The sequence below is a fragment of the Paraburkholderia sp. EG286B genome, from assembly GCF_040965655.1.
Classification (GTDB): Bacteria; Pseudomonadota; Gammaproteobacteria; order Burkholderiales; family Burkholderiaceae; genus Paraburkholderia.
Genome location: NZ_JBFRCF010000011.1, coordinates 207,270 through 229,382, shown reverse-complemented (window position 1 = coordinate 229,382; position 22,113 = coordinate 207,270). Strand labels below are relative to the sequence as shown.

The window sequence follows — 22,113 nt, the reverse complement described above, 5'->3', positions numbered from 1 at the left end:
CACCACGACAAACAGCACCCAAGGCACCAGGACCTGAACGGCTTATGCAACGCTTCTTCAACGTGTTGACAAACACGCGCACGCTCTCTGTCGTCGGCGTGATCGCGCTCGCGGCCGCATTGTTCATCGCGGCCGATGCACTGCAAATCAGTCCCGTCTGGCCCGCTGCCGTTCTCGGCGCGCTGTTCGTGCTCTGGCTCGTGTTCTGGCTCTGGCGCCGCGCGCGCGTGCGGCGCGCGAACCGCAAGCTCGGCGACATGCTGGAGCAGCAGGCGCAGACCGACAACGCCGCGGCGCCGGCAGCCGCGCCCGCCAGGCAGGCGGAGCTGGACACGCTGCGCACGCGGCTCGTCGACGCCGTCAAGACCATCAAGACCTCGAAGATCGGCCAGCTTTCGGGCGGCTCAGCGCTGTATGAGTTGCCGTGGTACATCGTCATCGGCAATCCGGCGGCCGGCAAGAGCAGCGCCGTGCTGAACTCGGGCCTGCAGTTCCCTTTCGCCGACAAGCACGACGCCGTGGTGCACGGCATTGGCGGCACGCGCAACTGCGACTGGTTCTTCACGACCGAAGGCATCCTGCTCGACACGGCGGGCCGCTATTCCGTCCACGAGGAAGACCGCAGCGAATGGCTCGGCTTTCTCGGCCTCCTCAAGCGCCATCGTCCGAAGGCGCCGATCAACGGCATCATCGTCACAGCGAGCATCGCGGAACTCACGGGCAACCGCCCCGAGTTCGCCATCAACCTCGCGAAGAACCTGCGCCAGCGCGTGCAGGAACTGACCGAGAGGCTCGAAGTGTTCGCGCCGGTGTACGTGATGTTCACGAAGGCCGACCTGATTACCGGCTTCACCGAATTCTTCAGCAGCAACGACCGCCAGGAGCACGACCGCGTGTGGGGCGCCACCCTGCCCTACGAGCCGGACGAGAAGCGCGATATCGTCGCGCTGTTCGATGAGCGCTTCGAAGAGCTTTACGAAGGCCTCAAGGAAATCAGCATCGCACAGATGTCGCTCAGCCGCGGCAAGCAGCTCTCGCCCGGGCAACTGAGCTTCCCGCTCGAATTCTCGGCGATCAAGCCGGCGTTGCGCGCGTTCCTCGCCACGCTGTTCGAGAACAACCCGTTCCAGTACAAGCCGATCTTCCGCGGCTTCTATTTCACGAGCGCGCTGCAGGAAGGCGAAACCAGCAGCGCCGCCGCGCAGCGCATTGCCAACCGCTTCGTGCTCTCCGCCGAGGGGCTGCCCAAGCCGCATAGCGCGTTCTCCAAAAACGGCTTCTTCCTGCGCGATCTGTTTTCGAAAGTGATCTTCGCGGACCGGCAAACGGTGAAGCAGTTCGCGAGCCCCGCCAAGACGCGTCTGCGCTATGCCACGTTCTTCGGCTTCGTCGCGGTGCTCGCGCTCGCGCTGGGCGGCTGGACGTGGTCGACCATCGGCAACCAGCAGCTCGTGGCGAACGTGCAGGCCGACCTCGACAACGTCGAGCGCCTTCAGCAGAACCGCAACGACCTGCAGTCGCGCCTGCAGGCCATGGACATTCTCGAAGACCGCATCGAGCAGCTCGAGCAGTTCCGCCGCGACCGCCCGCTCGCCGTTTCGCTCGGACTCTACCAGGGCGACCGGCTCGAACAGCATCTGCTCGAGGAGTATTACAGCGGCGTACGGCAGATCATGCTGACGCCCGTCTCGCAGAATCTCGCCTCGTTCCTCAAAGACGTGGACGCGCATCCCGAACTGCTCGCGCCGATGTCGCATACGCCCGATTCGGGTGCGATCCCCGTCTCCGCGCACACGGCGATGGCGGGCAGCAGCCAGGGCGGCCTCTATAGCGCGGCCTCGCCCACGAGCGTCGAAGACGCCTATAACGCGCTCAAGACCTACCTGATGCTCTCCGACAAGCGTCACGTCGAGGCCGCGCACCTGACCGACCAGATCGCGCGCTTCTGGCGCGGCTGGCTCGAAACGAATCGCGGCAACATGCCTCGCGACGAGATGATCAAGAGCGCCGAGCGCATGATCACGTTCTACCTCGCGCGCGTATCCGACGACGACTGGCCGATGATCGACGCGAACCTCGCGCTCGTCGACCAGACGCGCGAAAACCTGCGCCACGTGGTGCGCGGCATGCCGGCGCGTCAGCGCGTGTACGAGGAGATCAAGGCGCGCGCCTCCACGCGCTTCGCGCCCATGACGGTGGCGCGCATCGTCGGCGACACGAATACCTCGCTGATTGCGGGCAGTTATGCGATTTCCGGCACCTTCACGCGCGAGGCGTGGTTCCAGTACGTGCAGCCCGCGATCCGCGACGCCGCGACGAAGGAACTGCAAGCGAAGGACTGGGTGCTCAACACCTCCGCGCAAGACGACCTCACGCTCGAAGGCAGCCCCGAGCAGATCCAGAAGGCGCTGGTGTCGATGTACAAGACCGAGTACGCGCAGAACTGGCAGAAGTTCATGCAGGGCATTGCCGTGCAGGACTTCGGCACGTTCGGCCAGGCCGTCGATGCGATGAATCGCCTGGGCGACCCGCAGGATTCGCCGATCCGCAAGATCCTCGAAACCGCGTACGACCAGACCTCATGGGACAACCCGTCGCTCGCGAGCGTGAGCATCAAGCGCGCGGAAAGCGGCGTGACGGGCTGGGTCAAGCAGTGGTTCTCGCGCATGTCGGGCAACACTGCCACGGCCAATCTCGACCTCAACGGCAATCCGGTCGAGCCCTCGATGGGTCCGATCGGCCAGGCATTCGCGGGTCTGGGCCGCATGGTCGTGACGCACGACAACGCGTCGCTGCTCGGCGGCTACATGGATTCGCTCTCGAAGGTGCGCACGCGTCTGAACGTCATCAAGAATCAGGGCGACCCGGGACCGGGCGCACGTCAGCTCATGCAACTGACGCTGGACGGCAATGGCTCCGAACTTTCCGATTCGCTCAAGCTCGTCGACGAGCAGATGCTCACCGGCTTGACCGACGCGCAGAAGAAGGCCCTGCGTCCGCTGCTCGTGCGCCCGCTCATGCAGGCCTACGCCGTGGTGATCCAGCCCGCGAGCGTGGAAGTGAACAAGGTATGGAATGCACAGGTGTACCAACCGTTCCAGGCCTCGCTCGCGAACAAGTACCCGTTTGCGGGCAGCGCGAAGATCGAGGCCGGCGCAAGCGAAATCGCCCAGATGTTCGGGCCGGAGGGTGCGATCTCGAAGTTCGTCGGCACGACGCTCGGACCGCTCGCCGTGCGCCGCGGCGACACGCTCTCCGCACGCACCTGGGGCGACATGGGCCTCACGCTCACGCCCGACTTCACGAACGGCTTCGCGCGCTGGGTGGCGCCGCTCGCGGGCGGCGCGGCGGGCGCGGGACAAGGATCGTCCGAACCGCAGACCGTGTTCCAGATCCTGCCGCAGCCTTCGAGCGGCACGACCGAGTACACGATTGCGATCGACGGCCAGCAAATGCGCTACCGCAACACGCCGCCGCAGTGGACGAACTTCGTCTGGCCCAATCCGCAGGGCGCGCCGGGCGCGACGCTCTCGGCCACCACGTTCGACGGTCGCACGATCCAGTTCGTCAACGAGCCGGGACGTTACGGCCTGGAGAAACTCATCAACTCGGCGCAGCGCACGCGCCATCCGGATGGCACGTTCGACCTTTCGTGGACGCAAGGCAGCGTGACGGTGTCGGTGAGCATGCGCATCGTCAGCACCTCGCAGCCCACGGCTGCGAGCAGTAACGCGCCGCAGCAGCAAGGCTTGAGCGGCGTGCAACTGCCCTCTTCGATTGCAAGCGTCGGGACGATGAACAGTGCGGCTGCCAACCCTGCGGCCGGCGTGAGTGCGTCGGCCGGCGTGAGTGCGTCGCCCGCCGCCGTGGCTGCCGTGACAACATCGGCGGCCGCCACTCAGACAGGAGGAACCGCGCAATGACGCAGTCCGTTCAGGCGCAGATCGCGTACTTCGGCAAGATTCCGTCGCGAGGCGACTTCGTCAAGAGTGCGCGCAATCCGCAGCTGCTGCAGACACTGGACCGCTGGATCGCCCAGGCGATGGAACTGCTCGCCGACGACCCGCGCTGGAAGATCGTCTATGCCGAAGCGCAGCCTATGCACTTCGCGTTTCTCGGCTCGCAAAGCAAACTCGCGATCGCCGGGCACATGGTGGCGAGCCAGGACCAGTCATCGCGGCGCTTTCCGTTTCTCGCGGCCACCGCGCTCGAAGTCGAGCAGCCGCTCGCCTTTCTCGCGCGCAGCCCGCTCGCCTTCGCGCGGCTGTGGTCGCGCGCGGCCCAGCAAATGCAGCCGCTCCTTGGCACGAGCGAGCCGGCGGGCGCGCTGCACGCGCTCGGCGAAACCCAGGTGCCCGTAGATGTGGGCGGCGTGGGCAACCCGCACGACGGCACCTTCAATGACTTCGTCGAACACCAGACGCTCGAAGGCCTCGAGCGGATGCTGCTCGCGAGCGGCCACCCCGTGCGCCTGCGCGGCGCGATGCTCGCGCTCGGCTCGCTGCTGCGGCCCGTGATGACGAGCGGCTCCTCGCATCTGGAGCGCGGCCTCACGCTGCCGCTGCCGGTCGACCCGTTCTACCGCAGCCTCGTGGCCGCATTCTGGCTGGAGCTGATCGCGCCGTTCGTTTCGAAGGCGGACTTCGAACTCGCCATCTTCATCGGCACCATCGCGCAGCGCGAGCGGCTCATCGTCGGCTTCAACGGCGCCTCGGCCCGAACCCTGCACAGCGTGGTCGATCCGCAAACCTACGCCGCCCACAACATCGATATCGACGATCCCGAATGGATCGACGGTCACGCACAAAGCGACCATGGCATCAGCAAACTCGTCAGCTACCTCGATCAGCCGCAATTGTCGCTGCGTCTTGCGATCGACACGTTCCAGGAAGCGTTCGTTGGGGAGGCTGGGCATGCGCGGCGCGGATAAACGGGCGCGGATTCCTGTGCGTACTGCGGTGGTTGCGGCGCTCGCGGCTGGCGTGTTCGGGTTCGCTGGCGCGAACGCGTGGGCCGACGAAGCGAGCCCTGCTCGCGTCACGCCCGTGAACAACAGCGGCGCGCAGGTCAGCACGACTGAGCTTCCTGCGGCGAACCCGACGGCCTCTACTGCTGCCACTGTGCCTCGCTCGACCGCCACGTCCACGCCAGCGCCCGTCGATACGGTGCCCGGTCAGGTCGTGGCAGGCGGCAAGGTACCCGACGAAGCCACGCATGCGGCCGTGCTCGCTCGCCTGCGCGAGACCTATGGCGCGGCGAACGTCGTCGACCAGATCGAAGTGGGCGACGTTGCGACGCCGCCCAACTGGTCGGACAACGTGCAGAAGCTGCTCAACGCGCAGCTCAAGCAGATCCACAAAGGACAGCTGAAGATCGACGGCACGCAAATCGACGTGCGCGGCGAGGTGGGCAACGAGGCCACGCGCCAGCAGATCGCGAGCGACATGGCCACCGCGCTCAATCCGACCTATACGATTCGCAATGGGTTGCGCGTGAGCGCGTCCGAGCAGGGCCTGCTAGATCAGACGCTCGCGAATCGCACGATCGAGTTCGAAACGGGCAGCGCGACGCTCACGCCGCAAGGCCGCGCGATTCTCGATCAGATGGCGGCCGTGCTCGTGAAGATGAATACGCGTACTGTGGCGATCATTGGGCATACGGACAATGCGGGCAATCGCACGTCGAATATTGCGCTGAGCCAGGCGCGCGCCGATGCTGTCAAGGGTTATCTCGTCGGCAAGGGGATCTCGCCGCAGCAGATGACTGCGACGGGTGTGGGTCCTGATCAGCCGATTGCTTCGAATGAGACGAGTGATGGGCGGGCAAGGAATCGGCGGATTGAGTTTCGGGCGGGGTTGTAGGGGGGCCGGGAGACGGGAAGGCGAACTCACTGTCTTTTCTCTTCCGGCGCTGGACGTTCATCGACGTATTCTTTGGATGCTTCAGCCACGGCGGTTTCATTTGGATACACATGCATCGTGAGTACTCTGGAGTCTCCCGGCAATTCCCGCAAGACGGCGGTTGCATGAATTCTTTCGCCTAATCTTGGGGCGCCCTCTGGCCCGCCCAGCGAATAATCGATCGAAATCGGGCCAGGCTTCACATTCACGCAGCAGACGGTCGAGCCACCCGCACCGCCTGGGTGATAGGCCATATAAGCACCACCTGCGTATTGACCGTTGACCGCGACATCGTAGATCGCGCGGGGCCAGTAGTTGTAGATTGAGACGTCGATGTTCATCGGCCGCTCCGAGCAAGCGGCGAGCGGCAATACGGACAGCAAACCGACGAGCAAGCGGCGGGTTAAGGTGTTGAACGCAGCGTCATACATCATGCATCGACGGACATGGACTGCTGCGATGCCACAAGCTTCGGCGGCGGATCGCATTTGCAAATACAGAGGTCATCGCTCAATGCCGCATGTCGTCCATCGGGCGCGGTCATCACCTGACGCGGTCCATCGCATTTGATTTTTCCCGTGGTGTTGCATGCGGGGCATTGCACATCATCGCCTTCGTGAGCGACGTCATGGCCTTCAAGTTGAATTGTGGTTGACATAGCGACCACTGTTCCGTTCGCGGTAGTTTTGTCGCCGTTGAGTATCAGGAAGCGTTGCATGGTTTTTAGTGCCTTCAGCGTTGCAAGATGGCCACGTCGGTCATCAGGTACGTCACATCAAATTTGATGTCGGACTGCTTTCCGGGGTTCGCTACCCGGCCACCAACACCGGCTTTCCGCGTTCCTTCTCAAGTTGTCTCGGTAGGAAGACCATGACGACATAGACGCGAACCAGCACCCCCCCAACCCACAAGGACACTGGCATGCCCAACACCGCCAGAAAAAACAGGACACCGTTCGTTCCGAAACTGGCACTCAGCACCCGACTTAAAATAAGATAAAACGGTGCAACACCGGAGACGATCCAGTAATAAATCTTCGGAAACGGCAAACGCTCGCTGTGGAGTTGGTCGAACAGCGTCATTCCAGGCTGTATCCGGAAGCCGAGGCAGGATTGCTGTTCGATAAAAGCCCGCTCGACGAAAGGAGTCGCCGTGATCGTATGAAGGACGCTTCGTTTGATACTGGCCAGCCAGTAAAACGTCAACGCGATGCCACCCAGAAGCCCCGGCCATTTAACCAGCGGCTGCAGGGGCGCAAAGATGAAATAGTAAAAGTACGCAAAAATTCCGAAAAAGAAGTAGACCGCAAATATGCCAATCGACTGCACCAGCCCACACACACCCACAGCAAGTTCGTGCGGCGGTACATCATGTAGATCATGAAGGGCGAGAAAAAACACGTCAAAGTGACAAGCATCGCGATTTTCCATGGCCATCCAGAGACTGACAGGTCATCGGCATAGGCGGCGTATGAAACGCCAGTACCTAGCAGAGGCAATAGCAGGCTCATCGGTGTGACTCTTCTCACCATGTGCCACACCGAATCCTTGGGTGCCGCGTCCCGGCCGTCTGTCGCGGATATCACTTGGCGCAGACCGTCGCGGTCGCCTTCGCCCGCGGTATTGCATGCCGGCCGCCGCCGCCCATCATCGCTATCGTGTGGAATGTCACGACCTCCAGATTGGATCGTGGTTGGCGTCGCGACTCCCGTTCCGTTCGCGGTGGTCTTGTCGCAATGAAGTATCCGGTAACGTGGCACGGTTCACCCCGTTTCGACGTCGGGTCATATTAGTGAACGTCATCACTAACAACGACGACCAATTTCCCTTGCGTGCGCTCCAGCTTTCTGGGCAAACGTATCATCACGATATACTGCCTCACGCCGATTGCGGCAATCCACTGCGAAACGGGAAATAGAATCAGGGCGACCAGCAGGATCGGGCCGTGCGCACCGAAAACTGGAGTCAGAATTCGCGCGATCACGAGCGAAAGAGGCGCAATCAGCAGCACCAGGTACATGTGAACCTTTCCAGACGGGCTGCGTGAACTCAGCACTGCCTCCAGCTTGGCGATACTTTGCAGCCGATACTGCAAGACACTCCCTTTGTCCTCAAAGGCCTGATGAACGAAGCGCGAGGTCGCTAGCGCCTTATTGACATCCCGGGCTGTAAATGCCATCCAGTAGCCGGTCAGAGTGATGCCGAGCGCGAGACCGCCGGCCTTTGCATACAGAGGCATCGGGGCGAACAGAAAGTAGAAAAAGAAGCAAACGATGCCAAAGAAGAAGTAAAACGCCGCCACCATGATCGCATTCGCGAGTCCCAGCGAAACGAGCCTCGATTGATCTCTGTCGATCAAAACAATGACGCATGGTCCCACAACGGCAACTATCAACATCGCCGTAGCCAGCCAGAAAGGCGCTAGTGACACACGAAACGCCAGCGCGTAAAAGCCATAGGCGACGGCGATCGAAACGACATTGACGAACAGCGTCAGCGGAATTGTCTTCTTCACCAAGTTCCACAGAATATGGTTCGATTGAGTCGTGGTTGTAGTCATGGCATGAACATCATAGGATATCCGTTGTAATCTTTCGGGTAGCTTTCTTCCAGAGCTTTAGCTGCGTGGCGTAACTTTTCGGCAACCCAGTGCGTAATGTGAAATTCATTATCGGCCAGATTGATCAAATATCCTACCGCCACCGCTACGCCGATTGCAGCGGCGGCCACCGCCCATACGGGTGCGCTGGCAATCAAACCCGCGGACAGTAACGCCGTCGTCACAGCACCCACCAGTGCTGTCGAAACAGCCGCGGTGATGCCGGCTGCCACGAGGTCGACGCCGACCTTTGCAAATAGATCGTACAAGTCCTTCGAGTGCTTTCCATCCGGGCCAACCTTCGAATAGTCGTGGTACCACTCGGCAGCATCGAGTGCAATCGTGAACACCAGCGCAATTCCGGTCGCACGTTTGAATGCACCCTTACTGGCCTCCCATGCCGCCGCCGTCGCCGATTCGAATGTCCCCGTACCTGCCGTAATCGCGAGAATCTTCGAGCTTTTCGCACCATACCGGGTGCCAGTAATCACTTTTCGTAACCCAGCATTGCCACGGAATACGACATACGTCTTTGCTCCCGCCTTCGGATGCACGATTTGCATCACGCGGAAGCTACGGTTCCAGAGGTCTCGCAACTCCCCAAAGTTATCCTTCACAAACGACGTTCCTCCGGCCAGTTGCCCCAATAGCCAATTGCGTGTGACGATCTTGTTTGTGTCAAGCGCCGTGTCTTCACCACCGTTTTCCGCAAACGCGACGATCTCCGCTGGCGCGTTTGACAAACTCACCTCAAAGACGTGAACAACCGTGTCTTCTTCCGCATGCGCCTGCAAAGCAGCCGGCATCGACGCAGTTGTGCTGACGTGCGCCTGCTCCCCGAAGTCGAGCGGGATCATCCCACCCCACCACGCCGCCCCAGGCAATTCGCCGTTTGTATTGCGACAAACTAACGTATTCGGCTTTGCAAATAGGCTCATACCCTGTTGTAGACCGCCTGTAAATTGAGCCTGCGTTTTCGAGCCGGGCTGATTACCAAGTGTCAAGATCAGCGGCGCCGGCTTGACCTTGGGATCGCTACTTTCGCCCCGCAGATTGAGAGCCGCAAGCGAATAGCGATGGAGCACGGTGCCGTTCATGCTCAGTACCAGTTCACCCTTGAAATCTCTCCCCACCCACAGGTGGTACCGCTCTCCGTCCTGGAACTGGCCTTTCTGCACACGCCTTTTCTTCTTGACGTCGTACATCCAGTCCTGCGTGGCTTCAACCGAATATGTAGCGCCTTTTTTTAATTCGATATCGAAAATCACGTCACGATGCTTGCGCAAAAGCACGGTCAAGTCTGTTTCGGCCCAACAGTTGACAGGTTCCCCGGGAAGGTCGATACAGGCTGTATGCTGCACCAGTGGACGTTCGCCCATATTCAATCTCCAACACGTTTCGTCTGAACCGCGGTCAAAGAGCCAAAATCGATATTTTTCAACACTGCCTTACCTTCTCTGTCAAGTGAAACGCTATGAGTTGCGCCATCCTGCGCAGCTAGCCGGAGTGGCTCGCCGGTGGGTACATTGCCGTCGGCATCGACGTAGCGGAGGCGCATTTCAGCCTTCTTGCCTTCGAGGTTGTATGCCTCGCCAAGACTTGTTGGACCAGCGAACGAATGTTGCGCGCCCTTGATATCAATCTTTCCCGGCGCATGAATCTCGATGTTCCCGTCTTTGACCCTGATGTATGCGCCGCCAGAGGTCAGGAGAACTTGTTCCTTCGCGGTCGCTTCTATGCTTCCTGTCGCTGAAAGCAGCTTGACCGTCTTTTGCGCCGTGACCTCCACATTGTCGGAATATGCGCGCAACTCAACCTTCCCCTTGGCCGCAAATAGTTTCATGCCCGCGTTCTGCACGAACAGACTGATCTTCTCGGCAGCACTGGCTACGAGCGACTTCCCGCTGGCGATGAACGTGCTCTGTCCACTAATGAGGTTAGTCTGCTGATCGCTCGCCACATGCACCGACTGCTGTGTCGACAACGCAATACCGGACGGACTCGCAACCAGCATGACGGGCGACTTGAACGCGTTCGCACTGCCGGTGCCCCCTCCGGCCGTTCTGCCACCAGACGACGCCCCACCCTGCGCACTGCTCTGTGTCGCATCGGTAAAGGACTTGAGCGCATCCTGCCCGTCACTGAGACTCTCCGCCTGATGCGCCTCACTAGCCTGCGACATCGACTCGACCACGCTCTCGGCGCCCATGAGTTGCTGTCTGGCCTCGCTCACGTCCAGTTGCTGGCTGCCAGCCTGTTTAGGATGCGTCGTGACGTACAGCCCCTGCGAAGCACGCACCGCACCGTACGAATCCGTCTTCAGATCGAATCCCGATCCAAGGTATGAACCGCGCGTATTTCCGCTCTGGTCGATCAGATACCCCAGGTGAAGCACGCTGCTTCCCGTACTACTGAATAACCGAGCCCGATTCTGCCCCGTCGCATCGTCGAGCACCATTTCATTAAAGCCGGAACCCGAATACTCCTTCGACCGGTAGCCCGAGAGAATCCCGTTGCTGTGCCATTGCGGCTGGACGCTCCCGTTGTAGACGCGATGCAAGACGATAGGTCTGTCGCAGTCTCCGCCCACATACCCGATCAGCACTTCTTCACCGACTCGCGGAACGTGAACGCTGCCGTACCCTCCGCCCGTATCCGACTGCGCGACCCGCACCCAGCACGAAGCACCCACATCTCCAGAATTCTGCCGGTCCCAGATGAACATCACCTTCACGCGGTTCAGTTCGTCCGTGTAGACCTCTTCGCCCTGCGGCCCGACGACGATAGCCGTCTCCAGGTGCATCTCCGGCTTCTTGTGCTCGAACGGGCTGCGGTACGGAACCGTCACACGCTGCGCCTCGACTTCGACCAGATAAAAACCCGCGGAACCGTCTTCCTGGGTCACAGTCTCTCCGGTGTATCCGGATTTGGCTCGCGCCAATTCGTTCTGCAGGCCGTGTGGAAAGCTCGCTTCGTGGTCCGAAAGCGGCAGGTTGTTCTCGATGTACCGGCGCACCTTGATCGCGGCGAATTCTCGCTGGCTCGCCGAATCGTGATCGTGTTCCGGGTGACCGGTCAATTCGAAGCGCAGTCCCGCATCGATACCGCGAACCCCACCCGCCGCGTAGAAGCGCTTGGCCCGCGATTCCCACTCCTCCAGATGAACCCTTGAAAGCTGCTCACCGCGAGTCTGATCCGAGTACGTATATGCACCGGTATATTCGTAAACTTCGGTCTGCTCGGGCAAATCCCCCTGGTTCGCCATCGTCGGCAGCGTTGTCCCTTTGGGGTTGACCGCCGACGACGGCGCCTTGTAGTCGAACGTGCGCGTCGTATGCACAGTACTCTGCAACGTCCGCGAACCCGACCACTGCGTGAAGGCGTCCGTTTCGCTGCCAGTGCCCGACCGGTAGAACGTAACCGGATTAGGCGACACCTCGTCGAGCGAATGAATGTCGTCGGTCACAACCAGTGTATGTGACTTGCCGTCCTTGGCCTGGCGCCAGAAGCCGAACAGGCCTTCCTCCTCCATCAGCCGGTGAACAAAGTTCCAGTCGGTTTCGCTCTGGCGACAATACGAGCGTTGCGGCAGCGGCTTGCTCAAGGCGAACTGGAACTGGCCTCGCGCCTGCGGATGCTCGTTGAATACGTCCGTGATGATGGCGTCGGCGCTCTTGTCCTGCCAGTACCGCATGTCGCTGCGAAACCGGAGAAAGTGCATCCATGAGGCGTAGATCAGCTGGTAGCTCGTGAAGCTGCCGTCCGCGCCGAGCCTTCGGGCCGTATGAATATAGCCGTTGACCGGGAGATAGGACTTGTCCGCTTGCTGAATCCACAGCGTCATTGGCTGCGCGATGAGCTTCTTGAGCTCGATGTCGCCAGCCGTAGACACCATGTCGAGCGTGCCGTTGAAATCGCGCGCCAATTCCGAACAAAGAACTGCCCTGCGCGGCACGAGCGCACTATCCGGCAAGGCTGGAATATCGGTCTTGATCAGGCGGTCCTGCTGGATCAGACCGCCCTGAATGACTTGAACAAGTTCAGTGAAATTCATGCTCAACCCGCATCATCCGTCTTCACACCAAGCATCTCGCGAATCTGCGCGAGCGTGCCATCGTCTTTCACCACCGTCGAAAGCCACTTGTGCAGCGGCATTTCCGCCCACTCGGCCGCTTTGTCCGCAAGATAAGCGGCTGGGCTATGCGGTTCGGTCTCGCGAAAGAAGACCGCCACCGCACGCAGTTGCGCAACGGCTTCGGCACGGCTCTGTATGCCCGCGTACGCGCGGACCGGCATTCGAATCGGATTCGCCATGGTGTCCTCAACGGCCAAAGGTGTCTTGAAGCTCGGTTCTGCGCGTTCGACAGCCACGGGCGAAGCGGCCGGCTGCACGGCAGGCTCCAAAGCCCCCGCATTCAGGTTCACGCCCACGTCACGCGCGAACCGCTCCGCAAGTCCATAGACGCTCTCGCTGGCCTCGCGCGCTTGCCGGAAGCTCGGCGCCGCATCACCGGCTCGCGCCTCGAGCACCATATCGAGCGCAGCGAGAGCGGCTTCGAATGCTTTCAACTGCGCGAGCAACGTTCGATAGAACGAAGCCGGCGTGGCCCGCTTCGAGGCGTCGATCTGCTCAACCGAAGGCTTGCCGCGCGCGATATCGTCCGCATGATCCGGATCGCGCTTGACTGCCTGCGCGACATGCATCGCGACATCCCAGTCGATCGCGCTGAAAGCCACCCCCGACTGCGTGAGCGGCACCGAACGCAGCAATTCCGCCGTGCGGCCCGCGAGCCACGCGACGTTACCAAGTCGATATTCCGTGTCGTCGCCTTCGGGTAGCGGATGCACCTGTTCCCAATACTGCTCGACCAGTCCGCTCAGGAGCGCGTAGCCCTGCGTGAGTCCCGGTACGCCCTCCTGAATGGCGAGCGCCTCGGTGAGCCACACAGCGAGCCGCAAGTCCTTCGTCTGCGTGCGTAGCATTGCCGCGCAACGCTCGACCACGAAAGGCCAGTCGGCTTCCTTGATCTCGGTAATCCACTCGCCCTGGTCGAGCGACGGGTCGTCGAAGCGGCGTGCATGCTGGATCGCATCGAAATCCGCCGAAAACAGCAGATCGGCGCCGCACGGCGACGCTTCATTAATGGGCGCTAGCAGCGCGGTCGTGTCAGTCGACATGGCGTTCTACATAATGGCTAAGGCGGTGCGCTTCGAGCGAGGCATGGCGGCCGCGTTTCATGGACATGGTCATGGTCATTGCACCGCGTACTCGAACTCGCCTGCCTCATCGGCGCGCACGCTCACGCGCGCGAGCGACGTGCCCTGCGCGATGCGCTCCAGAATCTGCTGTGCGAGTTCCGGCAAGAGCGTGCCGTTCAGAATGTGATCGACATTGCGCGCGCCCGAATCGACTTCGGTGCATCGCGCAAGCACCGCATCGACGAGCGACTCGTCCCATTCGAATGTGGCACCGTGGTTCGCCTCGACGCGGCGGCGGATGCGTTCCAGCTTCAGCTCGATGATCTCCGCGAGCACGTCATCGGAAATCGGGTAATACGGCACGACTTTCATGCGGCCGAGGAAAGCAGGTTTGAACGACTTGTACAGTTGCGGGCGCAGCAGCTCTGCCAGCGCCTGTGCGTCGGGCAGTTCTTCATTGGGCTTGTTCAGGCAGGCCTGCATGACAGCAGTCGATCCCACATTCGACGTAAGGATGATAAGCGTATTGCGAAAGTCGATCGCACGCCCCTCGGCGTCGTCCATCGTGCCTTTGTCGAAAACCTGGAAGAACATTTCCAGCACGTCCGGATGGGCCTTTTCCACTTCATCGAGCAGCACGACCGAATATGGATTGCGGCGCACGGCCTCGGTCAGCACGCCACCCTCGCCATAGCCCACATAGCCGGGCGGCGAGCCCTTCAGGCCCGACACGCTGTGCGCCTCCTGATACTCGCTCATATTGATGGTGATGAGCTTACGCTCGCCGCCGTAGAGAATGTCGGCCAAGGCGAGCGCCGTCTCCGTCTTGCCCACGCCGGACGGTCCCACGAACATGAAGACGCCGCGCGGCTTGTTGGGATCCTCGAGATTCGCGCCCGCCGTCCGCACGCGCTGCGCAATGGCTTCGAGCGCGTGATCCTGGCCGATCACGCGCTCGGCCAGCAGCGGATGAAGATTCAGCATGGTCTGGATTTCATCCTTCACCATGCGGCCAAGCGGAATACCGGTCCATGAAGCAACGATTTCCGCCACCGCGTGCGCATCGACCTGCAGCGGCACCATCGGCGCGTTCTGTTGCAGCGCGTGCAGGCGCGCGATGAGCGGCGGCAACGATTCGCGCGCGGCATCGGCTTCGCGCATTCGTTCGGATGACGTACTGTCTTCGCGCGCCGCGTCGATCTGGCCGCGCAGTTTCGTGATCTGCGCCACGAGTTCGCGCTCCTCGGCGTGGCGCGCCTCGCTTTCTGCCAGTTCGCGAGCGGCAGCTTCGCGCGCCTCGCGCAGCGTCACGAGGCGCTCCTCATGCTCGGCGCCATGCACGGTTTCCCGCTCGAGCGAGGCGATCTCCGCTTCGATACGTTCGATGCGCTTCTTGCCGTCATCGATCGCACCAGGCGTCGCGCCCTGCGCGAGCGCCACCCTGGCGCACGCGGTATCGAGCACGCTCACGGCCTTGTCGGGCAGTTGCCGCGCGCTGATATACCGGTGCGAAAGCCGCACGGCTTCGGTAATCGCCTCGTCGAGAATGCGCACGTCGAAGTGGCGCTCCATGAGCCCCACCATGCCGCGCAGCATGGCCGCCGCAAGCGTTTCGTCGGGTTCCTCGATCTTGACCACCTGAAAACGCCGCGCCAGCGCCGCATCTTTCTCGAAGTAGCGCTTGTACTCGCTCCACGTCGTCGCGGCGATTGTGCGCAGCTCGCCACGTGCGAGCGCGGGTTTGAGCAGGTTCGCCGCATCGTTCTGGCCGGCCTGACCGCCTGCGCCGATGATGGTATGCGCCTCGTCGATGAAGAGCACAATGGGCTGTGCACTCTTTTTGACCTCGTCGATCACGCTTTTCAGACGGTTCTCGAATTCGCCCTTCACGCTCGCGCCAGCCTGCAGCAGCCCCATGTCCAGCACGCGCAATGCAACGCCGCACAGCGCCTCTGGCACATCGCCCGCGGCGATGCGCAGTGCAAGCCCTTCCACCACGGCCGTCTTGCCCACGCCCGGTTCGCCGGTAAGGATCGGGTTGTTCTGGCGGCGACGCATCAGGATGTCGATGGTCTGGCGGATCTCCGCTTCGCGCCCGATCACCGGGTCGACGAGCCCATCACGCGCACGCTGAGTCAAGTCGGTCGTATAGGTGTCGAGTGCCGGCGTTTTCGTCGCAGCGACACTTGTTGCGCCCGCAACTTCGTTGCCAGCTTCTGCAGCGCCTTCGATAGGCTCGACCTCAACCGAACCTTGCGTCACTTCATCAAAGCGATGCTTAAGTTCGGCGACGGGAACCTCGGCGAAGCGCGCCGACATGCGCTGCGCGAACTGCGCAAGATCGGGCGCGCTCAACAGCGCGAGCAGCAGATGACCGGAACGGATGCGTCCGATCTGCGAGTCGAGCGACGCAATCAGCCAGGCCTGCTCGAACAGCGCGATCAGATGCGGGGAGAACACCGGCGTGCGCGTATTGCCCGTCTTGAGCCGTTGCAGTTCGCGCTCCAGATCCGCACGCAGCGCATGCGCATCGACGCGCGACGCACGCAGCACGCACGCGAGGTCGCTGGCCGGTTCCTCGAGCAGCGCGAGCAGCACATGTTCGAGGTCCACTTCGTAGTGCCCGCGTGACAGGCACGCACTGGCCGCACGCTCGGTAGCCAGCCGGCAAGTCGTGTTCAGCTTCGCGATCAGGGTTTTCAGGGGCGTGCTCATGTGGTCCGGTCCGGCCTCGGGTCTCGTGTGTTCAATGAATGACGTGCAGTTCGTAGCGCGCGTCGCGGCGGTCGCGGTCGACTTCGTGCGTGCAAAGGAAGGCATCCCAGCCCAGACGCACTCCGGCGCCCAGGCGGCTTGGCCCGACTTCCTCGCGGCGCAGCACCAGCAGCACCTCGTATTCGAGCGTCACGCGCGCGAGCAGCGTGAGCATGCGTTCGAGTGCGAGCGCGTGTTCCGCGCCCGGCAGGAAGGCCTCGTAGTCGCTCTTCGAAAGCGGCCCGATCACGAGGCGCGCACGCATGTCGCGCTGCCAGACGCGCTCGCCCGCAAGCGCCGTTGCACCGAGCATCACGTTGCGCTGGCCGAGCATGGAAAGCTGGTCGGGCGGCACGTCGTACCACTTGCCCACGAACTGCTCGACCTGCACGGGCACGCCGAAATAGTCGGAGAGCGTCTGGCGCAGATACGCGGCGGAAACCGGTTGATGACGCGCGGCCACGGCATGACCCGCGATCGCCTCGTCGAAGAGCGCGCCGCCGCCGTCCTGCAGGCTCTCGCGCGATGCATCGTTGGCCACGCCCGCAAGCGCGAGCAGCAGCGGCAGATAGCGTTCGTCGCGATCGAGCTCGTAGTGCAACGGCAGCCGGTACTTCTTCCACGCCGAATAGAACAGCGCCGTGGCGCGGTTCGAGAACACGTCGAAGAACTCGCGCGCCGCGCGGTCGCGCCGCAACTGCTCGCGCGCGACGATCTGCTCGGTATAGTTCAGCGGCAACGCGCCTTGCGCGCCCAGCAGCCCGAAGAACGCGGGCGTGAGATCCACGCGTTCGAGTTCGCCCGCATCGAGCGCGGCCGTGCGTTGGCCGGCATCGGCCAGTGGCGCGCCAGCCGCGTCATACGACACGGCGCCCGCGATTTCGCTGGCCGGAAACGCAAGCGACAGCGTGTTGCGAAAGCCGATACGCTGCGGGAGCACGTCGCGCTGCCGCGCGCCGGCCTTGTCGACGAACCAGCGTTCGAGCAGGCGCACCGCCTGGAAAAAACCAAAGCGGTGCGGTTCCTCGAGCAGCCGCTCGATTACGCCAGAATCGATTCGCCGCTGCGGGGACTGCATCGCATGATCTCCTCGCCGGTGCGCCGCGAGACGACGACCAGTTGCACGAAGCTGTTGATGTGCACGTAAAGCCCGAAAAACACGTCGATGACGCGTACGAACGTTCCGAGGCTTGTGCCGACGAAGTGATCCTCGTCGACGGTCAGGCGGATCTCGATGCCGCGCACGAAAGTCGCGAATGGCTTGCCGGGCAGCCATTGCACGGCGGCGCGCTGCTCGACGTCGACAATGCCGTCCACGTGCCGCGCCGACACCGCCGTGCGCCGCAGGTCATACAGCGCGAGCATTTCCTTGAGCGTGGTGGCGCCGTGGTTCACGAGCGAGACGTGGTTGAGCGCGAGATGCGAAATGAGCCGCCAGTGCGCGGCCTGGCGGCGCTCGAAGCGCACGCACGGCGTGGGCCGCATCAGGAGCGCGATGCTGATCGCAATCGCGCCGCCCTCCAGAAACAGATCGCCGCCTTCGAGTCCAGTCGCGAGCGCCGTGGGCAAATCGCGGTTGGTACAGGTCAGCTCGAGGCTCAATGTTTCGTTTTGCTCGGTATCGACTTCGAAGTCGATGTCGACGATCGAGATTTCGGTTTCGTAGCCCGGGCTCTTTTGCGCGACGGCTTCGTCGCGCCGGGCGAACCAGTAGTGGCCGGCGCGCATCGATTCGCCATGCCGCAGCGAATAGAAAGGCCGGAACTCGACGACCGTTTCTTCGTGCGCGCGTTGCCGTACCAGTTGCACGGAGTCGATCGAATAGACCTCATAGGCGAACGCGCGCCGCCCCTCTGCCACCACCGGATACGAGACCGCCTGATGATCGAGGCGAATCGGCTCGCCGTGCTGCTTGAAGAGGTTCACCACGGGCGTGCAGAAGAGCCGCAGGTGGTGCGCCGCGAGCGCGTCGAGCAAGCGCGCCACGTGCGAGTCGCCGCGCACGTCCTTCAGCACGATATGAAGCGTGAGCCGCTGGCAGCGGCCCGCCGCGGCGGTCATTGCCGCGAGGTCGAAGTCGACGAAATCGAACTTGTCCGGAAACGCGAAATACTCCGTGAGCAGGCGGTACGCGGGGTGCGATTTCGCGGGATAGTCGATCAGCGCGTCGGCCACGTCGAAGCCGGCCTGCGCGAACGGCAGCACGGAGAGCGCGCGCCAGCGGCCGTTGCGTTCGGGCTCGGCGTACGCGGCGATCGCGTGCACGAACAGGCAGTCGCCGAGCGCCGCGATGAACGACTGCTCGCCATTCAGATAAGTGCGCAGCCCGCCGCTTCTCCACGCCGAGAGGTCGAACTGCGGCGACGTCGATTCGAACGTGATCGACAGGATGCCGGTTGCATTCGGCGGGAGCACGGTCGCGCTCGGTGCGATCGCCGCCGGCACGTAGCGCGCCTCCGAAATGCGGATCGGCGCGAGCGTCACATCATAGGCGGTGCGAAAGCGGCATTGCACGCCGCGGATCGGCCGCGACTTCAGTTCCGTGCCGCGTTCGATCACGGCCGGCTCGGTGAGATTGCCGGGCGTGCCCGCAGCGCCGAACTGGGCGATCGAGCACGAGGGGAACGGACGCAGATAGTGCGGGTACAACACCTCCAGCAGCGCCTCGGTGAACTCCGGATAATCGTCGTCGAGGCGCTTGTTGATGCGTGCGCCGAGCAACGCGAACGACTCGATCATCCGCTCGACGTGCGGGTCTTCGCAGTGCTCCCCCGTCATCGCGAGGCGGGCCGCGATCTTCGGGTAGCGCTGTGCGAATTCGCGCGAATAACGCCGCAGGAACGACAATTCGCGCTCGTAATACGGCAACAGCTCTTCCATCGGTACGCTCCCGCCCCCCAAAACTACCTTTGTTTCATGCCATGTCGCGCGCCGCCGGTCGCGGCCGCATCATGCTTTTGCGCGTGCGCGCGAGACCGAATACTGCAGCGTCGAAGGCTGCAGCATCGCGTCGAAACTCACCGGCTCTTGCGCCGGATGCACCACCAGCAACGCCTGAATCGCGAAGTACAGTGCGTTGGTCGAGCGCTCGTTCAGTTCGAGCGTCACCGTTACGCGCTGCAAACGCGGCTCGTGCCGCTCGATCGCCTGCTGGATCGACTTGCAGATGAACGCGCGATCGTAATGGCTCGCAAGGCTCAAGCCCGCGAAATCGTTCAGCCCGTAGGTCAGAATCGAACGGCGGCACTCGGGCAACATCGCAAGTTCGTGCTCGGTGAACGCGATGCGCGAGTTCAGGATCGACTCCAGATCGCGCGCAACGGTCCCCTTGAGCTCTTCGATCGAAAACTGCCGCACTGCCGCCGGTGCCGGCGAATGCGGATCGTCGTCGAAGAGCTTGTCGAGCAGTCCTGGCTCGAAACGCTTCATCGGTTCAAATAGAGTCGATCAACAAGAAAACTTGCGCAGGCAGTGCACGCGATCGCGCGCACGCCGCCTGCGCGCGCCGCGTCAGACCGCGTAGGTCTTGTCGTTCTTCGTGAGGCTCCATGCGCCTTGCGCATTGCCGCCCTGGTTGCCGCCGATCTTCTGCTGCGTGTACTTCCACTGCACGGCCGCATACTTCAGCGAGAACTGCTCCGTGGGCAGTCCTTCGCCGATCACTTCCGGCGTGATGCTGGAAATGATCACGTACTTGAGCTTGATTTCGAGGTACTTGATGCGGTTGCCCTCGCCGTCCGAGCGCATGAAGTCGATGGTGACTTCGTCGAAGGTCGTGCCGCCCGAAGCGTGCTGATAGAGCAGCGGGCTCACCACGTCGATGTCCTTCAGGAAGCGCATGTCGGCATGCTCGCAGCGCTCGACCGTGTGACCGCCGGCCGTCGAGGCCGTTGCCGAACGCGGCTGCAGAATCGAGTGATTCCACGAATCGATTTCGATCCAGCCGGCATGGTCCTTGTCCTGCGACTCGCCCTTGATGGCCGGATTGCCGAATTTTAGATAGATGTCCTTCATAACGCCTCGACTCCCCAGAGTGGTGGTTTACGGTAGTTTGCGAACGCGGGCCCGAGGGCGATTCCTCGGGTTGCTTCCCGGAACGATCCGCGGATCAACGGCGGACCGCTCCGGCTCAACTCATTCGCACGCTTGCGCGACTTTACGAATTAGCCGGCTTCGGCAGATCCGCCACGAGCCGCAGCGAAATCGACAGTTCGTCGAGCTGGAAGTGCGGCCGCAGGAACGCGACCGACCGGTACGAACCCGGCTTGCCCGGAATCTCGCTGACCTGGATCGATGCCTCGCGCAACGGAAACTGCGCCTTTTGCTCCTGCGAGGCGTTGTCGTCGAGCAGCACGTACTGCGAAATCCAGCGGTTCAGGAACACTTCGACGTTCTGCGCGGATGCGAAGCTGCCGATCTTGTCGCGCATCATCGCCTTCAGATAGTGCGCCACGCGCGACACCGAGAAGATGTACTGCAGTTGCGCCGAAAGCACGGCGTTCGCGTTCGCGTTGTCGGTACTGTATTTTTTGGGCTTCTGCACTGACTGTGCGGCAAAGAACGCAGCGTAGTCCGAGTTCTTGCAATGGACGAGCGGAATGAAGCCGAGGTCGCTCAGTTCCTTTTCGCGCCGGTCGGTGATGGCGATTTCGGTCGGGCATTTCAGCGCGATTTCGCCGTCGTCGGTCTTGAACGTGTGCGTGGGCAGGTCTTCCACGAGTCCGCCGCCTTCCACGCCGCGAATCGCCGCGCACCAGCCGAAGTCGTCGAACGCCGCGGTCAGGCGCGCCGCGAAGGCCCAGGCGGCGTTACACCACAGGTATTTGGCGTGATCGGTGCCGTCCACGTCTTCGACGAAATTGAAGCCTTCCGCCGTCGCGCCGTCCTTCGGATTGAACGGCAGGCGGCCGAGAAAGCGCGGCAGTGTGAGACCCACGTAGCGCGAATCTTCCGCGTCGCGAAACGACTTCCACTTCGTGTATTCGACGGTGTCGAACACCTTGCCGAGATCGCGCGGCTTGCCGAGGTCGGCGAACGACTCGAGCCCGAGCAGTTCCGGCGACGCCGACGCAACGAACGGCGCATGCGCCGCCGCCGCGACATGCGACATCTGCTCGATGAAGTACATGTCTTCGGGCTGGCGCGTCACTTCGTAGTCGCCGATCAGCGCACCGAAGGGCGCACCGCCGAACGTGCCGAACTCTTCTTCGTAGATCTTCTTGAAGAGCGCGCTCTGGTCGAATTCGACGGCGGTCTTGAAGTCGCGCACGATGTCGCGCTTGGGCGCGTGCAGCGCCTTGATCTTGATGGTCGAGCCGGTATTGCTTTCCTTGCACAGATACTCGAGGCCGCGCCAGGTGCCTTCCAGCCCCTGGAATTCCGGCGCGTGCATCACGGCGCTCAGCTGCGCCGAGATCAGGCGGTCGAGTTCGGCCACGCGGGCATCGATCGTCGCGGATAGATTGTTCGAGACGATCACGGTGCCGTCCAGCACCTGATGCACGAGCTCGCCGATGAGGTCTTTCGCGCGCGCGTGCTCGGATTCGGATTTGGCCACCTTGCTCTTTTCGACGATCTCGTCGAGCAACGAGGGCGCGGCCTGGGCTTCTCCCAGGACCGGTACGCGAACTGCGCCAGTCTGTTGATTCATGTCGATCTCCCC

At 62.3% G+C, this 22,113-nt stretch carries 16 protein-coding genes; 3 read left to right on the top strand and 13 right to left on the bottom strand.

The features are described 5' to 3' along the window. Positions 1-44 precede the first annotated feature (44 nt). From tssM to AB4Y42_RS24585, 3 genes are read left to right on the top strand one after another with little or no spacing between them, the layout of a single operon-like run. Entirely contained in the window at positions 45-3,923 is a 3,879-nt protein-coding gene (gene tssM, locus AB4Y42_RS24595; RefSeq protein ID WP_368695616.1) for a type VI secretion system membrane subunit TssM, read from the top strand. After that, positions 3,920-4,930: a type VI secretion system-associated protein TagF gene (gene tagF / locus AB4Y42_RS24590; protein WP_368695615.1), complete on the top strand. Its 1,011-nt coding sequence runs from the start codon at positions 3,920-3,922 to the stop codon at positions 4,928-4,930. The genes tssM and tagF overlap by 4 nt, the downstream gene beginning before the upstream one ends. Next, positions 4,914-5,861 carry an OmpA family protein gene (locus tag AB4Y42_RS24585; protein ID WP_368695614.1) on the top strand — a complete coding sequence of 316 codons (948 nt, stop codon included), beginning with the start codon at positions 4,914-4,916 and terminating at the stop codon, positions 5,859-5,861. The genes tagF and AB4Y42_RS24585 overlap by 17 nt, the downstream gene beginning before the upstream one ends. Positions 5,862-5,887: 26 nt before the next feature. On the opposite strand, the gene AB4Y42_RS24580 is transcribed toward AB4Y42_RS24585, so the two are convergent. The 13 genes from AB4Y42_RS24580 to tssC all read right to left on the bottom strand — a co-directional run bounded on the left by AB4Y42_RS24580 (position 5,888) and on the right by tssC (position 22,101). Next, positions 5,888-6,241 (bottom strand): hypothetical protein, encoded by a 354-nt coding sequence (locus AB4Y42_RS24580; protein ID WP_368690754.1) that lies wholly within the window; start codon positions 6,239-6,241, stop codon positions 5,888-5,890. A gap of 89 nt (positions 6,242-6,330) precedes the next feature. After that, positions 6,331-6,618, bottom strand: a complete 288-nt coding sequence (locus AB4Y42_RS24575) for a PAAR domain-containing protein (protein WP_368695613.1) — start codon at positions 6,616-6,618, stop codon at positions 6,331-6,333. A gap of 91 nt (positions 6,619-6,709) precedes the next feature. Then, positions 6,710-7,330, bottom strand: a complete 621-nt coding sequence (locus AB4Y42_RS24570; protein WP_368695612.1) for a hypothetical protein — start codon at positions 7,328-7,330, stop codon at positions 6,710-6,712. 358 nt (positions 7,331-7,688) lie between these two features. Next, positions 7,689-8,459: a hypothetical protein gene (locus tag AB4Y42_RS24565; protein WP_368690751.1), complete on the bottom strand. Its 771-nt coding sequence runs from the start codon at positions 8,457-8,459 to the stop codon at positions 7,689-7,691. Beyond that, entirely contained in the window at positions 8,456-9,877 is a 1,422-nt protein-coding gene (locus tag AB4Y42_RS24560; RefSeq protein WP_368695611.1) for a hypothetical protein, read from the bottom strand. Before AB4Y42_RS24560 ends, AB4Y42_RS24565 begins: the two co-directional genes overlap by 4 nt. Before the next feature lie 2 nt (positions 9,878-9,879). Next, the gene (locus AB4Y42_RS24555; RefSeq protein ID WP_368690749.1) at positions 9,880-12,552 is read right to left on the bottom strand and encodes a type VI secretion system Vgr family protein; all 2,673 of its coding nucleotides are present in this window, start codon (positions 12,550-12,552) and stop codon (positions 9,880-9,882) included. A 2-nt stretch (positions 12,553-12,554) separates the two neighbouring features. Then, positions 12,555-13,676: a type VI secretion system protein TssA gene (gene tssA, locus AB4Y42_RS24550; protein ID WP_368695610.1), complete on the bottom strand. Its 1,122-nt coding sequence runs from the start codon at positions 13,674-13,676 to the stop codon at positions 12,555-12,557. A 75-nt stretch (positions 13,677-13,751) separates the two neighbouring features. Beyond that, positions 13,752-16,412: a type VI secretion system ATPase TssH gene (gene tssH / locus AB4Y42_RS24545; RefSeq protein WP_368695609.1), complete on the bottom strand. Its 2,661-nt coding sequence runs from the start codon at positions 16,410-16,412 to the stop codon at positions 13,752-13,754. Positions 16,413-16,443: 31 nt separating this feature from the next. Further along, positions 16,444-17,529, bottom strand: coding sequence for a type VI secretion system baseplate subunit TssG (gene tssG, locus AB4Y42_RS24540; protein ID WP_368695608.1), 1,086 nt, complete (start codon positions 17,527-17,529; stop codon positions 16,444-16,446). Beyond that, complete coding sequence (gene tssF / locus AB4Y42_RS24535) at positions 17,493-19,331, bottom strand: type VI secretion system baseplate subunit TssF (protein WP_368695607.1); 1,839 nt, start codon at positions 19,329-19,331, stop codon at positions 17,493-17,495. Before tssF ends, tssG begins: the two co-directional genes overlap by 37 nt. A 69-nt stretch (positions 19,332-19,400) precedes the next feature. After that, positions 19,401-19,880 (bottom strand): type VI secretion system baseplate subunit TssE, encoded by a 480-nt coding sequence (gene tssE, locus AB4Y42_RS24530; protein ID WP_324162170.1) that lies wholly within the window; start codon positions 19,878-19,880, stop codon positions 19,401-19,403. An 81-nt stretch (positions 19,881-19,961) separates the two neighbouring features. Beyond that, positions 19,962-20,465 (bottom strand): type VI secretion system tube protein Hcp, encoded by a 504-nt coding sequence (locus AB4Y42_RS24525; RefSeq protein WP_324162172.1) that lies wholly within the window; start codon positions 20,463-20,465, stop codon positions 19,962-19,964. A 142-nt stretch (positions 20,466-20,607) separates the two neighbouring features. Further along, entirely contained in the window at positions 20,608-22,101 is a 1,494-nt protein-coding gene (gene tssC / locus AB4Y42_RS24520; RefSeq protein ID WP_368695606.1) for a type VI secretion system contractile sheath large subunit, read from the bottom strand. Between the last annotated feature and the right edge of the window lie 12 nt (positions 22,102-22,113).

What these genes read in the sequence shown, in the direction of transcription:
- tssM (WP_368695616.1), top strand. Translation starts at nt 45, where the DNA reads ATGCAACGCTTCTTCAACGTGTTGACAAACACGCGCACGCTCTCTGTC.
- tagF (WP_368695615.1), top strand. Translation starts at nt 3,920, where the DNA reads ATGACGCAGTCCGTTCAGGCGCAGATCGCGTACTTCGGCAAGATTCCG.
- AB4Y42_RS24585 (WP_368695614.1), top strand. Translation starts at nt 4,914, where the DNA reads ATGCGCGGCGCGGATAAACGGGCGCGGATTCCTGTGCGTACTGCGGTG.
- AB4Y42_RS24580 (WP_368690754.1), bottom strand. Translation starts at nt 6,241, where the DNA reads ATGAACATCGACGTCTCAATCTACAACTACTGGCCCCGCGCGATCTAC.
- AB4Y42_RS24575 (WP_368695613.1), bottom strand. Translation starts at nt 6,618, where the DNA reads ATGCAACGCTTCCTGATACTCAACGGCGACAAAACTACCGCGAACGGA.
- AB4Y42_RS24570 (WP_368695612.1), bottom strand. Translation starts at nt 7,330, where the DNA reads ATGGAAAATCGCGATGCTTGTCACTTTGACGTGTTTTTTCTCGCCCTT.
- AB4Y42_RS24565 (WP_368690751.1), bottom strand. Translation starts at nt 8,459, where the DNA reads ATGACTACAACCACGACTCAATCGAACCATATTCTGTGGAACTTGGTG.
- AB4Y42_RS24560 (WP_368695611.1), bottom strand. Translation starts at nt 9,877, where the DNA reads ATGGGCGAACGTCCACTGGTGCAGCATACAGCCTGTATCGACCTTCCC.
- AB4Y42_RS24555 (WP_368690749.1), bottom strand. Translation starts at nt 12,552, where the DNA reads ATGAATTTCACTGAACTTGTTCAAGTCATTCAGGGCGGTCTGATCCAG.
- tssA (WP_368695610.1), bottom strand. Translation starts at nt 13,676, where the DNA reads ATGTCGACTGACACGACCGCGCTGCTAGCGCCCATTAATGAAGCGTCG.
- tssH (WP_368695609.1), bottom strand. Translation starts at nt 16,412, where the DNA reads ATGAGCACGCCCCTGAAAACCCTGATCGCGAAGCTGAACACGACTTGC.
- tssG (WP_368695608.1), bottom strand. Translation starts at nt 17,529, where the DNA reads ATGCAGTCCCCGCAGCGGCGAATCGATTCTGGCGTAATCGAGCGGCTG.
- tssF (WP_368695607.1), bottom strand. Translation starts at nt 19,331, where the DNA reads ATGGAAGAGCTGTTGCCGTATTACGAGCGCGAATTGTCGTTCCTGCGG.
- tssE (WP_324162170.1), bottom strand. Translation starts at nt 19,880, where the DNA reads ATGAAGCGTTTCGAGCCAGGACTGCTCGACAAGCTCTTCGACGACGAT.
- AB4Y42_RS24525 (WP_324162172.1), bottom strand. Translation starts at nt 20,465, where the DNA reads ATGAAGGACATCTATCTAAAATTCGGCAATCCGGCCATCAAGGGCGAG.
- tssC (WP_368695606.1), bottom strand. Translation starts at nt 22,101, where the DNA reads ATGAATCAACAGACTGGCGCAGTTCGCGTACCGGTCCTGGGAGAAGCC.